General features: G+C 44.7%; 12 protein-coding genes. 5 read left to right on the top strand and 7 right to left on the bottom strand.

The window, feature by feature from the left end; genetic code table 11:
- Positions 1-279: 279 nt before the first annotated feature.
- Positions 280-2,685: an AraC family transcriptional regulator gene (locus J2T19_RS17800; RefSeq protein WP_307218037.1), complete on the bottom strand. Its 2,406-nt coding sequence runs from the start codon at positions 2,683-2,685 to the stop codon at positions 280-282.
- 229 nt (positions 2,686-2,914) lie between these two features.
- On the opposite strand from J2T19_RS17800, the gene J2T19_RS17795 reads away from it, so the two are divergent.
- From J2T19_RS17795 to J2T19_RS17785, 3 genes are all read left to right on the top strand, one after another.
- The gene (locus tag J2T19_RS17795; protein ID WP_307218035.1) at positions 2,915-4,270 is read left to right on the top strand and encodes a dipeptidase; all 1,356 of its coding nucleotides are present in this window, start codon (positions 2,915-2,917) and stop codon (positions 4,268-4,270) included.
- Positions 4,271-4,929: 659 nt separating this feature from the next.
- Positions 4,930-5,505, top strand: a complete 576-nt coding sequence (locus J2T19_RS17790) for a TetR-like C-terminal domain-containing protein (protein ID WP_307218034.1) — start codon at positions 4,930-4,932, stop codon at positions 5,503-5,505.
- Positions 5,506-5,719: 214 nt separating this feature from the next.
- Positions 5,720-7,300: an oleate hydratase gene (locus J2T19_RS17785; protein WP_307218032.1), complete on the top strand. Its 1,581-nt coding sequence runs from the start codon at positions 5,720-5,722 to the stop codon at positions 7,298-7,300.
- A gap of 207 nt (positions 7,301-7,507) precedes the next feature.
- On the opposite strand, the gene J2T19_RS17780 is transcribed toward J2T19_RS17785, so the two are convergent.
- From J2T19_RS17780 to J2T19_RS17765, 4 genes are all read right to left on the bottom strand, one after another.
- Complete coding sequence (locus J2T19_RS17780; protein ID WP_307218030.1) at positions 7,508-7,879, bottom strand: hypothetical protein; 372 nt, start codon at positions 7,877-7,879, stop codon at positions 7,508-7,510.
- A gap of 144 nt (positions 7,880-8,023) precedes the next feature.
- Positions 8,024-9,241, bottom strand: a complete 1,218-nt coding sequence (gene nagA, locus J2T19_RS17775; protein ID WP_307218028.1) for an N-acetylglucosamine-6-phosphate deacetylase — start codon at positions 9,239-9,241, stop codon at positions 8,024-8,026.
- A gap of 146 nt (positions 9,242-9,387) precedes the next feature.
- Positions 9,388-10,116 (bottom strand): glucosamine-6-phosphate deaminase, encoded by a 729-nt coding sequence (nagB, locus tag J2T19_RS17770; RefSeq protein ID WP_307218026.1) that lies wholly within the window; start codon positions 10,114-10,116, stop codon positions 9,388-9,390.
- 4 nt (positions 10,117-10,120) lie between these two features.
- Complete coding sequence (locus tag J2T19_RS17765) at positions 10,121-10,984, bottom strand: MurR/RpiR family transcriptional regulator (protein WP_145049822.1); 864 nt, start codon at positions 10,982-10,984, stop codon at positions 10,121-10,123.
- A gap of 243 nt (positions 10,985-11,227) precedes the next feature.
- Between J2T19_RS17765 and J2T19_RS17760 the strand changes: the two genes are divergently transcribed.
- Both J2T19_RS17760 and J2T19_RS17755 read left to right on the top strand, forming a co-directional pair.
- The gene (locus J2T19_RS17760; protein ID WP_307218023.1) at positions 11,228-11,593 is read left to right on the top strand and encodes a hypothetical protein; all 366 of its coding nucleotides are present in this window, start codon (positions 11,228-11,230) and stop codon (positions 11,591-11,593) included.
- On the top strand, positions 11,593-12,612 hold the full coding sequence (locus J2T19_RS17755) for a hypothetical protein (protein ID WP_307218021.1): 1,020 nt from the start codon (positions 11,593-11,595) through the stop codon (positions 12,610-12,612). Before J2T19_RS17760 ends, J2T19_RS17755 begins: the two co-directional genes overlap by 1 nt.
- A 108-nt stretch (positions 12,613-12,720) precedes the next feature.
- Here the strand turns inward: J2T19_RS17755 and J2T19_RS17750 are convergent, their stop codons facing one another.
- Both J2T19_RS17750 and J2T19_RS17745 read right to left on the bottom strand, forming a co-directional pair.
- Complete coding sequence (locus tag J2T19_RS17750) at positions 12,721-12,945, bottom strand: helix-turn-helix domain-containing protein (protein WP_017692532.1); 225 nt, start codon at positions 12,943-12,945, stop codon at positions 12,721-12,723.
- A gap of 239 nt (positions 12,946-13,184) precedes the next feature.
- Complete coding sequence (locus J2T19_RS17745; protein ID WP_307218018.1) at positions 13,185-14,168, bottom strand: YhcN/YlaJ family sporulation lipoprotein; 984 nt, start codon at positions 14,166-14,168, stop codon at positions 13,185-13,187.
- Between the last annotated feature and the right edge of the window lie 31 nt (positions 14,169-14,199).

Genomic DNA, 14,199 nt, shown 5'->3' with positions numbered 1-14,199 from the left:
TCCCCCCATTCATGTAAGCGTTATCAATTTATCTGATACTCAGACTATACAGCGTGCTTATTTCCGGCAACCTTCATTTTTTGCACAGCCCTTTCCAAACCTGTACAAAGCCCGATATAGCGCCAATAGCGCTCTTGATTTGCAACATTCTGGAGAAAAAGATTGCACATTTTTGCCGTCTTCTCTTTATTTGTATTTGCACTCCAGCCACCTTTATAAAACACGAAAAAACCGGAATTCTTATATGGAATCCCGGCTAACGAAGCTTCTGAAAATCAATTAAGATGTAAACCACTGATCCCGATACTGGCTCGGTGTGGAACCCTCTTGTTTTTTGAAGATTCGATTAAAATAACTATGCTGGTATCCTACTGCGCTTGCAACATCATTAATTTTCATCGATGTCTCACGTAATAACTTTTTCGCGTTCTCCATCCGTACCTGGGTCAAATAGTCAATAAAATTCATTCCTGAGATCTGTTTAAATGCCTTGCTGAGAGCATAAGGCGTCATCTGTTCCAGATCAGCGCATGCTTCCAACGAAATATCGTTGCTGTAGTTGTCATCAATGTACTGCATCGTACGCTCCACCACCTGCTTAAGCGGTTCTTGAGATCTTAGCTCGATCTCTTGCATATACGGTCTAATCACTTTCTCCTTCATCCACTGCATCATCTGTGCTGGTTCACGAATACTCGACAGTCGTTCATACATGTTACAGCCGCCGAACAGCTGGTAGGGGATAACGCCCGTTTGTAGCATGACATGCTGAATACTGCCCAATAACTGAAGCATCATCTGCTGTACCTGAAATTCCGTACTATCGGTTCGGGTCACCTCGGTCAAAAATTGCTCCATTCCCCGTTCTGCCTCATCCCGCTTCCCTAATCTCAGCGCTTGAATAAAGTCGCGTTCCAGTCCAAGCGGATAGGTTGCTCCTTCCGTTTGATTGAAGCATTGCTCATCATTGAGATCAAGGATTTGGCTGCCCGCCTCCACACTTCGATAAACGACCGCTTGCTCCATCTCCACGAATAAACTCGGTAATTCCTGCAACGTTACGGCTGGGCGGCTGACCACTACGGTCACCTGCATTTTCAGCGTTCGGTGAATCACTTCCATCAGTTCCTCTCCCCACAACAATGCTTGTGGCTTCAAGGGATACTCTTCTGGAGCCATAATTAACATCGCCGAGGATAGATCGTGGAAATTCATCACACTAATTTGGCTAAAATATCCCTTCGCAACCTCTTCTATAATGTTAACTGCGGCAAACGTGATCAGTCCTGTGTCCCGGCTACCAAACCGTTCTCGTAATGTTACATGTCCTGTAAAATACATCTGCAATAACAAAAACTGCTGACCTTCGACCTCAAATCCAAGGTTTGTCATACGTCGGCGTAGATCCTGCTCGTTGTATGCGTATAGATGACCTTGTATTAGTTGTAATACAAAGCTGTCCCGCAGATGAGGCAGTTGTTCTTGTAGCTGGCGGTGAGCTGTTAGACGATCTGAAGTCAGTTCATTCCAGTGCTGCTCCAACAGTTGGAATTCGTCTAATTTCACATCGGTAGATGCTTCGTTTCTTCCAGGCGTCAACAGATGAACCATCCGTGCAACCGGTGAATAAATTCGACGTGAAGCAAACCACGACAGGAGTAGCCCCAATACTAGACTGCCTATGCTCGCGATCACTATAATTTTGGATACCAGCTTGACGGGTGAAGTAACCGAGGTCAATGGAGCTGCAGATACGTACGTCCAATCTGCATCGATTCGGCTTAACGAGCCGGATGATACGGAGTAGGTCTGATCCTCATATTTGAATAAAAAAGAATGACGATCCTTGTGCAGGGCGACTGCTTCTTTGAGCTGCTGTTCAAAGGCTGAATCCTTAGCGCCTACGTCAGTATTACCCGTAATCAGTGTATTGCCTTCGGCATCCATTAGAAAAGTTAGCCCTTCATCATATGGAGTAAGCGTTTTCAATAAACTTGCGATCTTTTGGTTATCCAGTGTGATGATTAGGGCACCGAACGGGTTAACACTTTCTCCCGGAATTTTATGTACAAGAACGAGAGCATCACTTGCACCTGTATGTAACAAGCTGGGATTGGAGTTCAGGGATTGCTTCATTTCCTGTTGACCAGATTCCCAATCTGTCCAATACACATGATTGCCCATGCTCAGGTATCGATCATATGCCTCAATCTGCGCCTCATCCTTCAGTTCGTTATACTCCCGATTGAATAAGATCGGCTGCGGTTCCCTCAAATATAGCTGTGCAGATTGAATTAGCGGATGCGAGCCCTGAAGAACGTACAATGTCGTTACAATCTCTTGTGTTTCTTTGAAAAAATATACAAAATCCAGCGTCCGGAGTGCATTGCCGAATCTGGGTTCGAAAGCCCAGTGCGATAAGGTCATCTCCAAATAGGCAAGCTGATCATCTACATTCCGCGCCCGGTTCTCAATCTGGTTCTGATGCATCTGATTGAATTCTTTCTCCATCTGATTCACGACCAACCCATACATCACAATTCCTGTAATCAAACCGGGGATGCTCGCGATTAACAAAATAAGCATCAGGCTGTTTCGATAGAAACGCCCCTTCTGTCGCCTCGTCCATCTTCCTGACAAACGAAAAAAACGACCCATGTCCCGTACACGACTAGTTGGCTCCATCAGCTGTCACCTGCCTGCTTGTGAGTAATTTGTCTGTCATGGGAACTGCTCCATCTCCCTACTGAGTGGTTTGTATGATCTGTGAATGACATCTTTTTTTTATATTATACTCAATATTTCCCAGTGAATGAAACGAGATTTAATGTAACGTTTTTTAACCAATGTTTTATTAACCCGTAAAAATGGATTACAATAGGATGAAGCAGAACATGAAGGAGGTTTATTAATAATGAAAGAACAAACGTATTTTCAACAAAACAGAGATAAACACTTGGCCGAACTGAATGAATGGTTATCCATTCCAAGTATCTCAGCCATTTCGGAACATAAAGAGGACATTAACCGTGCAGCACAGTGGGCAGCAGATGCACTTACGCGTGCAGGCATGGAGAATGTTGAGGTTATTCAAACAGCAGGACACCCGATTGTGTATGCCGACCATTTGCATGCACCTGGCAAACCAACCGCATTGATCTATGGTCACTATGATGTACAACCTGTTGATCCACTTAACCTGTGGGACACACCTCCATTCGAGCCTACCGTACGTGACGGGAAGTTGTATGCTCGCGGAGCAACGGATGATAAAGGACAAATTTTCTTACATATTAAAGCCGTAGAAGCTTTGCTGGCAGAGAACAACGAACTTCCCGTTAACGTGAAGTTCTGCATCGAAGGGGAAGAAGAGATTTCCAGTCCAAACCTGCCAATCTACCTCAATGACAATACGGACAAGCTGCGTGCTGACATGGTTCTCATCTCCGACACTTCCTTGCTCGAAAAAGGCAAGCCTGCAATCTCTACAGGTCTGCGTGGTCTCTGCTCGCTTCATGTGGATCTGTTCACTGCTAACACGGATCTGCATTCAGGTTCGTTTGGTGGAGGTGTTCCAAATGCACTGCATGCGCTCGTTTCCCTGCTCGCTTCATTGCATGACAAACAAGGACGCGTTAGTGTAGATGGCTTCTACGATGGCGTTCTGCCTCTGTCCCCTGAGATGAGAGAAGAATTCGTGAAGCAAGGCTTCAACGAAGAACAGCTTCGTCAGGATCTTGGTCTGGAGCAGTTGTATGGTGAAGAAGGTTACTCCTTCGTGGAGCGTGTTGGAGCACGTCCAACCCTCGAGCTGAATGGTGTATGGGGTGGATTCCAAGGTGAAGGTACCAAAACCGTTATTCCTAAAGAGGCTCATGCCAAAATTACATGCCGCCTTGTGGCCGATCAAGATCCACAGCAAGTATTGGATCGTATCGAAGCACATCTCCGTGCTCACGTTCAACCAGGTGCAACACTGCAGGTGAAACAGATTGAGAAAGCTTTTGCATTCAATACAGATCCATCCAACCCTATTCTGCAAAAAGCAGCAGATGCCTATGAGCAAGTATATGGCGTGCGTGCCCTCTTCACCAAAGATGGCGGTTCCATTCCGATTGTTGAGAAACTCTCACGTGTACTTGAAGTTCCGGCTGTCATGATGGGCTTCGGCTTGCCTGATGAAAATCTGCATGCACCAAATGAACACTTCAACCTGGAGAACTTCGATAAAGGGTTGCTTACGATTGTTCAATTTTTGAAAAGTTTGTAGCTCGTTAGTTAAAAGCAGATCACTGAGGGCGTGCATCGTAGACGTTCCGGTGACGAATCGTTCTTACGATCGCTGTTATCCCCAGATTTCTTCAATTCCCTTTTCTAAAGGGAGAAATCACGGGGATAAAGGCGAACGCTCCGCTTCTCCAGAATCGATTTCGTCCCCTCCACTACGTTGCTGCACCAATGAACTGATTTTAAGATAAGAGCCCCACCTTTTAGTGGAGTAGGGTAAAGGAATTATAAGCAAACGGCCTTCGGGTCGTTTGCTTTTTTGATCTGAAGTATTTTTTGTTTTTAGTTTTGGGGTTTGGGGTTTGGGGTTTGGGGTTTGGGGTTTGGGGTTTCGGGTTTCGGGTTTCGGGTTTTAGAGTTATTTTTTTTGGTTTTAGAGGGTTGGGAGCTGGGATTTATTTTCTTTTAATTTTTTTGTTTTATTCTTATCGGTTTTAATTCTTGAATTCTGCTTATGGGTTCTGTTTCCTTGTTCCTGATCTTGTTTGGATCTTAGTTTTGGTTTTTGGATTCTGTTCCTTTCTCGTGCCTGCTTTGTACCTCCTTTTGATTTATGTTTTGCTTTTTTTGTGTTTTTGGTCATGGAGTCTGCTGCATGTTTGACTGATAATGAAACTAATCCTTACGAAGAGGTGAAATGATATGTCTGCTTCTCACCTAACCAAAAAAGCGCTGGCTCGCTCGCTTAAATCACTGATGGAGCATATACCGCTGAACAAGATTACAGTCAAACATCTGGTTGACGATTGTGGTGTGAACCGGCAAACCTTTTATTATCATTTTCAGGATATTTATGCGCTGCTTGAGTGGATCTATAAGACCGAAGCGGTGGAGAGTCTAACGGCGTATCGAAGCTACAGCACATGGACGGATGGATTCTATAAAATCTTTTGTTACATCGAAAATAATAAAGCGTTCTGCTTCAATACTCTGGATTCTCTTGGACGCACCCACCTCGATGGATATCTCTATGAGGTAACGCATGATCTGATCATGGGCGTTGTGAATGAACTCGCTTGCGGGATCCAGGTGCGAAGTGAAGACAAGGAATTTGTTACTAACTTCTACACCTTGGCGTTTACTGGGCTGATCATTCAGTGGATGAGAGGCAACATGTCAGAGCCGCCAAAACAGATCATTGAAAAGCTTAGTGAGCTGATCGAAGGCAACGTGGTACGAGCATTACACAGATATGAGAATAAGCTGCCATCCACCTAAGGATGCGCAGCTTATTTCGTCTATCGCTCACTTACTTATATATCTTATTTTCAACTCACTTGTATGTATGATGGCATCGCGTAACTCAAAATTTAGACAATTTCCCCAAAGTGACTAAAAAGTAGACACTCCCATTCTTTTGACCATACCTTACTTCACCTGCAAAGTTTACATTAAGAATGTGATTACAGAACCCTTATGGAGGCGAATCATTGTGAAGAACGAATACGGTAATAAACAGGTCTATTTTGTAGGCGGCGGCATTGCCTCATTAGCAGGGGCAGCTTATCTTGTCCGAGATTGCGACTTCCCCGGAGAGCACATTCACATTATCGAAGAGATGAACATTCTGGGTGGAAGTAACGACGGCGCTGGTAACCCCGATCAAGGATATATCATCCGCGGTGGACGAATGCTCAACGACGAGGCTTATGAAAATCTCTGGGAGCTACTATCTTCCATTCCCTCTATCGATCGTCCTGGTTTGTCGGTCAGACAAGAGATTACCGAGTTTGATAATGCTAACCCCACCCACTCCAACGCTCGGCTCATTAACCGTGACGGCGAGGTTGAAGATGTGCTCTCCATGGGCTTTGATATGGCCGACAGGCTGGCGATGGGCAAGCTGATTATCACACCTGAAGATACACTAGGTAAATTACGGATCAGTGATTGGTTTGGCCCTCACTTTTTCCAAACGAACTTCTGGTATATGTGGGCTACCACCTTTGCGTTCCAGCCTTGGCACAGTGCTGTAGAATTCAAGCGATATATGCTCCGCTTCTTTCACGAATTCCCTAGAATTCAAACGCTCGAAGGTGTTACACGCACTCCATACAATCAATATGATTCCATCATCTTACCTCTGCAAAAACACCTTGAACCATTCGGCGTAGATTTCACCCTGAAATGCACCGTCACCGATCTGGATTTCAAAGAAGGCGATGGTATTACAGTGGAACGGATGCATGTACGCCGGAATGGTAACAAAGATTTCATCGACATTCATGAAGGTGATCTGGTCATTGTCACCAACGGTTCGATGACCGAGGGAGCGGATATTGGTTCCATGTCTTCTGCTCCGAAACTGAACGGCAAGGGTAGCTCTTGGAAGCTATGGGAGAACATTGCCGCCAAGAAACCTTTGCTAGGCAACCCTTCTTCTTTTAACGATCATGTGGATGAGTCCAAATGGGAATCGTTTACCGTCACCTTTCAAGATTCGGTGTTCTTCGATCTGATGGAGAAATTTACGCGCAATCGTGCAGGTACCGGCGCGTTGGTCACCTTCAAAGATTCCAGTTGGTTTATGTCCGTCGTGCTCGCCTTCCAGCCACACTTCCGTGGGCAGCCGGAGCATGTCAACGTATTCTGGGGTTACGGCTTATATCCCGATAACGTAGGTGACTACGTGAACAAACGCATGTGTGATTGTACGGGAGAAGAGATTATGCAGGAACTCATCGGCCATCTTCATTTTCAGGAACATCAAGAAGCCATTATGGCTACTGCTAACTGTATCCCATGTATGATGCCTTACATTACAGCGCAATTTATGCCCAGATTGAACAGTGATCGACCAAAGGTCGTTCCTGACGGCTCCACCAATCTTGCCTTTATCAGTCAATTCTGCGAGATTCCTGATGACGTGGTGTTCACGGAAGAATATTCGGTTCGGGCGGCACGGATTGCTGTGTACACCCTACTCGGAGTAAATCGACCGATTGAACCTATTCATCAGTATCAGTATGATGTCCGCACATTGTTCAGTAGTTTCGTGACCTCATTCCGATAAAAATACACAACATTAAAAGGAGTGCCGTCATGAATTTGACAGCACTCCTTTTGGTAAGAACGAGCATTAAATGAGCATATAGTAACTCTGTTGTCATTAAGAATTAAATTGAAGGTCTGAACGCCTATGCATTAACGTGAATAGAATCCTTCAACATCTCAGTTTCTCCAACGATATGTCATTTCGTGAGGTTACACACGGTTTGCCCTATGTGCGGAACGTGGTGAACTTCAACATGTGTACCAGCCGAGATAAGTGTGTAATATCCTGCTGTACTTTTGAGGTATCTGTACCTGCCATCGCTTGATTGGCCTTGAGTGTTCTCCGGGTATTGAGCATACCTTCAATCAATTTCATGACCGTGTTGCGTCCACGATGATCCACAATCATATACTTTTTGCGCGCATCTAGCTCTACCCATACGATATTGCTGAACGATGTAAATAGTTGTTTACGATATTGCTCCATATCGGTCTCATTGTAATGCTCGCCATAGAAAGCATAATATCCGTGAATGTGCAGCTTCTCTGCCAGCACTGTCATAAAAGGATCATGCTCAGGCATAGCATTGCGTTCCATATATCACGCCTCCACGTGATGCGTAATCCGTAGATCCCATCTTATTTTGAGATCTATTTTATCATATAATCCAGTCCGGTGCCTCTCCGGTAGTATATCTCCAGAGTGGCTACGTTGTATGACTCGTGGAAACCCCGTAATGATTCAGGCAAGTGGTTTGACGATTTCCTGTCCCTTCACCCAAACACCTGCGATATCTAATTCTTCATTGAGCAAAACGATATCTGCCTGCTTGCCCTGAGCGAAGGAGCCTGTCCGGTGATCAATACCCAGCAGACGAGCCGGCGTCAGACTGGCTGCTCGTGAAGCAGCCGTAACACTTAAGCCAACCTCCTGCACGAGATAACGGAAGCCACGCACCATCGTTAGCGTGCTGCCCGCCAGTGCGCCACCATCCTTCAGGCGTGCCACACCATGCTCAACAATAACCGGAAGATCACCAATTTTGTATTCACCATCATCTAGACCTGCAGCAGACATGGCATCTGTAATCAACACCAGTTGATCTATGGGTTGTTTCAGTTGTGCCACAATGGAAATGGCTGCTGGATGCACATGAATTCCATCTGCAATGACCTCTGCACTAATGCGTGGATCGCTGAGCACGGCTCCAGTAGCCCCGGGAAGCCGATGATGCAGTGGCGTCATAGCGTTGAATGTATGTACGGCATGATGCAACCCCGCCTCTACCGCACGTTGTACCTCATCATAACTAGCATCTGTATGCCCTAGTGCAGCCGTGATTCGTTGACTTCGCAGCCATGCAATTAGCTCTAACGCACCTTCACGCTCTGGCGCCAATGTAACCTGCCGGATCAATCCAGGATATTGTTGCTCCCATTCTTCTAGCCACGATACATTAGGCATTACAATATGCTCTGGATTTTGCGCTCCAGGCCATTTAGGGCTGAAAAATGGCCCTTCTAGATGCACACCCTCGAGTTGTGCAAAAGGCATCGTTTGGGATCGATAGGTATGAACCTCATACAGCACCTGATCCAATCTATCCTTTGGTGCGGTCATCGAAGTTGCCAGCATCGCGGTTGTTCCTTGCGTGCAATGGAATGCAGTGATTGTATCCAACACCTCTGGACTAGCATCCATAAAGTCATCACCATTGCCGCCATGCACATGGATATCGATAAATCCAGGCACAATCATGCCATGTTCAGGCACAGGCAAAAATAATCCTTGTCGTCGAATTGAATCAGGCAGCCCTTCGGGCGAGCCTGCATATACTATTTTCCCATCACGCCAAGCCAAAATCCCATCGTCTATCATACGATCTGAAAGAACAAGCTTCCCCCGTAAAATGGATACCGTATCTCTAGCCTTAAGCTCTTGTATATCGCCTGTACTCATTCAACCAACCTCCTAACCGAACCTATGATGTTTAAATGTTATCAGGATCAAATTTATAATTCATTAAACTGCTTTAATTTGATAAGTAGATATTAACTTTAACGATCCATCTGAATCTTCTATATTTATTCTTGCTAAATTTCCTATCATTTCACCCATCTACCTGCAGCGCGATCTAACAGCACAACCACATTGGGGTGACATTGCAGTAGCGAGGCTGGGCACTCAGTAGTAATTGGCCCCATAAATGCCTGTCGAATAATCTCAGCTTTCTCCTCACCGCGAGCAATCAGCAGAATCTGTTTGGCTTTCAGTATCGTACCAACTCCCATGGTAATCGCCTGCGTTGGAACCTGATCTAGGCTGTCAAAAAAGCGAGCATTCGCTTTTCTCGTCTCTTCCTTCAACGCCACAACATGTGTACGACCCGTCAGCTCTGTGCCAGGCTCATTGAATCCAATATGACCATTATGTCCGATGCCGAGAATTTGCAGATCAACTGGACCACGATCCTCAAGTCGTTGTTCATAGGCTTCGCACTCCTGAGCTAAATCCGGCGCGTTACCATCGGGGATATACGTCTTATCCAGATCAATATCGATATGATGGAACAGCTGTTCATTCATGAAGCTGCGATAACTTTCGCTATGCTCAGCGGGTAAACCTACATATTCATCGAGATTGAAGGAGGATGCCTGTGCGAAGCTAACCAGATCTTTTTGCACCATCGCTATTAGCTGTTTATAAATCCCCACTGGAGAACTGCCTGTTGCAAGCCCTAACACAGCTCGTGGTTTCGTCTGTAGCAGACTCGTAATAATCCCGGCACCTGTAACGTTTAAATCTTCTTCATGTTCAAAAATACGTATGTTCATCTCGTTAAGCACCTCCGTTGTTATGAACCCGATAGGACTGTACACTGTGATACGATTGCTCAAGTTTCGGAATAAATTGGTCAAAATCGGAACTCACCATGCCTGTGAACAAAATGTCGATGACATGTAATAAGGCAATTCGTGAAGCCATATCGCCTCTTCGCATCCCCTTTTCGAGTGAAGAAGTAAACAGCGGAATATCGGACACCGTAGCCAGTTTATTATTACTGTAGGACGTCAACGAAATCGTTGCGGCTCCGGCCTGTTTGGCACAATGCAGTGCATCAATCGTCTCTGGGGTTTCGCCCGAATACGATACAGCTACTGCGACATCTCCCTCTCCTAACGAAGAGGCGGAGGTGATCTGCATATGGGAATCTGAGAAGGCGGTACAGCTCTTCCCGATCCGAATCAGTTTCTGATAGAAATCCTGGGTCACAATGGATGATGTAGCAACACCGTAGAGATCAATTCGACGTGCAGCGCACAATAGCTCAATAGCTTTGCCCACCCGCTCCAGATCCAACAATCGGGTCGTATCTGCAATGGAAGCTAGATGATTCGCTTCAATAGCCTCAACTATTTTGGACAATGAGTTGCCTGCCACAATATCCTGATATGCCGTTTCTCCTGTTGGATGCGACAATTCGGCGGCTAGTTTCATTTTGAAATCTGGAAAGCCTTTGAAATGAAAGGATTTGCAAAAACGAGTTACCGTCGCTGGGCTCGTCCCGCTTTGCTGTGCAAGATGGTTAATCGTCCAGCCTGGAATGTCTGAAGGTGAACTTAATATGACTTCTGCAATCCGCCGCTCTTGTGCAGGCAGGTCTTCCAACTCTTGCTGCAAGGCATGTAATATGGCTGCCATAAGCTCTCCTCATGAAAATTATTTTTATATTATTTTATTGATTTAAGAAAATTATTTTTACACCTTCATTTTAAACAACGATGACCTGTAAATCAAGAGGATTTCCTTCACTTTTCTGGTGTAGATCATCGCAACCTAAATTTCATTTTTCATATCCAGAGAACATACTCTATCTCACTTGTTTCATCTCCAGAGACCCCTTATATTGAAACAATGAGTTTGCACAAAGGAGTTGATCCTATCATGAATAAACGTCAGCAGCAGAAGATCATCCCGTCCTTATGGATCATTGCTGAGAGGCAAAGTGAATATAAACCCTACTATGTGTTATACGCGATTGATTGGAAGCGCACAGGCCGATTAAGCTGGGAAGGATGGGATCGTCTGCACGATTTAATGCAATTCCATGTCCCAGTTAGACATAAGATAGGGAGTACAAGAAGCACATCTCAACCCTGTGCCAAAATTGCAAAAAAAGCGATATTTCTATCTCTGAATGAAGGACAGTTCGAGACATTGGAGCAGTTGTTTTATCAGCCTTTTTCCAAGAAACGATGGAAAGAATTTATGAAGCAACACTGTAAACTCCATAAAAAGGTGAGTACATAATGAAAACAGATCATAAGCAGGTTTTGCTTCAAATGATGGCTCCATACCATGAGATGTTGGATCACTTAATGGGTGAAACAGGTGATTTTTCACAGGTCGACTATGTGGAGAAGCAAGATGCTACGTATGGAAAAAGAGATGCGAATTATACCAATCGCTTCAAAGTACTACTGGCTATTTATCATCGGGAAGATCGGCATGCGCCGCATTATGAGTCGATTGTAAGAAGACTACTAATGAATGAAATCATAGATCGGCAGACAAGCAGCTATCAGGGTATAGGCGAAGTATTGTATTACTGTGTTTTCTTGCTGAAGCAGTACAACCGAGATGAAGATCAGAAACTATTTTCCCAAGCAAAAGAGGCCAACTTCGATACTATCTGTGGATTTGAGCCTAATCGAATTGGAGAGCAACACCTTTTTCATATAGATACTGCTGACCTTTCGGATTGCATTCGCCTGTCAGAAGATCTGCTCGAGATGACGTATCATTCAACATTTGTCGATTTATGGATTGCGGAACAGACGTGCTGGAATTCAGAAAACCTGACTGAGCTACTCTATATTGAACGAAACCGGAAACACATTGAGGGTGAGATCGAAGTGATGAGAAAACTTGCTGCAATTGAGAAAAATGCCGGAAATGATCATCAATACTGTTACCAGGCATCTAACTTGGCTGAAAAGCTCATCACCGATGGTCAGTTTGAAGAAGCAATTTTGTGGATGGAATCTCTTATTCCACTCATTATAAAAGAAGATCGTTGGTATAGAGTTGGATTGGGACGTAATATTATTCAGAGCTGTATTGATATTATGTATTATTATGGTGCTGATTCTCCCCATTGCCTTACTTTATGGCAACCGATCGAAGGCTTTCTGGAACAGGCTGTTCAAAATATGAGCTTGAGTCAATATGATCGAGTTATGTCTGCTTGCCAAGTCATGGGTAACATTCAGCTGGAGCAGATCTTAATTAAAAACAGAGATAAGCACATAGATCAGTATAACTTTTGAAAATCATTGTGAGAGTACCGCACAGCATAAAAGCCTTGCCCCATTCTTCATAACAAAGAATAGAGAAAGGCTTTCATGCTGCTACTTAACCTTAACTGTAATTCGCAACTAAATCTTCAGTTCTCCGAGCTTAATCAGCTCTACAACTGCTTGCGAACGACCCTTAACATTGAGTTTCTGCATCACATTCGAAATATGGTTACGCACCGTTTTCTCGCTGATGAATAACTGCCCTGCGATGTCACGCGTCGTTTTGTCTTGAACCAATAACTCGAATACTTCGCGTTCACGGTGGGTCAACAAAAATTTACTTTTATGATCGATACCCTTCAATGTTCACCCCTCCTTGCTCGGGTTGTGTTGGTGTAACAAGGTTAAGGGGATACAGTCAACTCATCTTATGTCAGGTCAAGGGCGATGGTTCAGTTTTATAAGAAAAATGGGCATTAATTTGCATATATCGCTCGAATACAAGTAGTGCATATTCATTATAGAAATTATGTACATAACAAACATGCCTTTGCACTAGATGTGAGCATCTACACAAAGGCACATTTGTATCATCGTTCTGATTACCGGAAATTATGATTCATAAGACCATCACGGTTGTTGTTGCGATCCATTGTACCATCGCCAAGAATGCCATCACGATGATTCGGATTCATTGCATTGGTTGGAAAAATGCGTTCCACCATCGACGAGAAGGTATCAATCATGCCACGGACTGGCTTACCGTTACGAATGTCTGTTGCATACGATTCTGCATGCTCAACAAATTCCGGGTTAGCCGAGACATAGACATTTTCGACGTTAGGTGCAAATTGCTTGATTTTGGCTGCGATCTTACCTTTGATCTCTTCCGGGGTATTATCATCCGAGCTATGCATTCGGTTCCCCTCGCTTTTGGCGCCATAGCGACCTTCATCCATCGTGCGCGCTTTGCCACTATTCGTCAATCCACGCATCATGCCAACGGTTCCTGTACCCATCGTACCGTAAAGGCCACGATCATTACCCATGTGACTGCGATCTGTCGCATCACCGGTGTTAAGCCCTGGTGCTATACCGCTTGTTGTATACGGAGACATTGTTCCATCCCCACCATGAACGCGCAGACCACCCATATCTTCGCTCATACTTTCACTGCGCATCGTACTGTTTGGACGAACGCTCATGCCTCTCATATTTCCACGAGTCGATTGACTCCCCAATTTGCCTGCATGTCCGTCAGTTAATCGTACAGCAACATAAGCATTGCGGTCCGTTAACAACACGTTAGCTGACTTAACTTCTTTCATTTCTGTAATACGTTTAGCTAATTCATCACTTGATCTAAGACTGGTGACGTTGTGCATTCGATAATTGTTGGCGCGAATACCATCCATTCCATTCGTTTCTACACCGTAACGGTTCAGACCCCTTGCTTCTTGACGCACACTTTGGGAGTGCATGTTATTAGTATCCTTGTTTGTACCGCAACCTGTTAATCCCGCCATTACAAAAATTGCACTCGTCAAAGATAAGGTTATCGCTTTCGCCTTTTTGGCTGTTGGCATGTCTCATCCTCCAATGGGTTATGGTTTTGGT

This window comes from Paenibacillus tundrae, assembly GCF_030812775.1.
Classification (GTDB): Bacteria; Bacillota; Bacilli; order Paenibacillales; family Paenibacillaceae; genus Paenibacillus; species Paenibacillus tundrae_A.
This window is presented reverse-complemented; position numbering and strand designations above follow the sequence as displayed.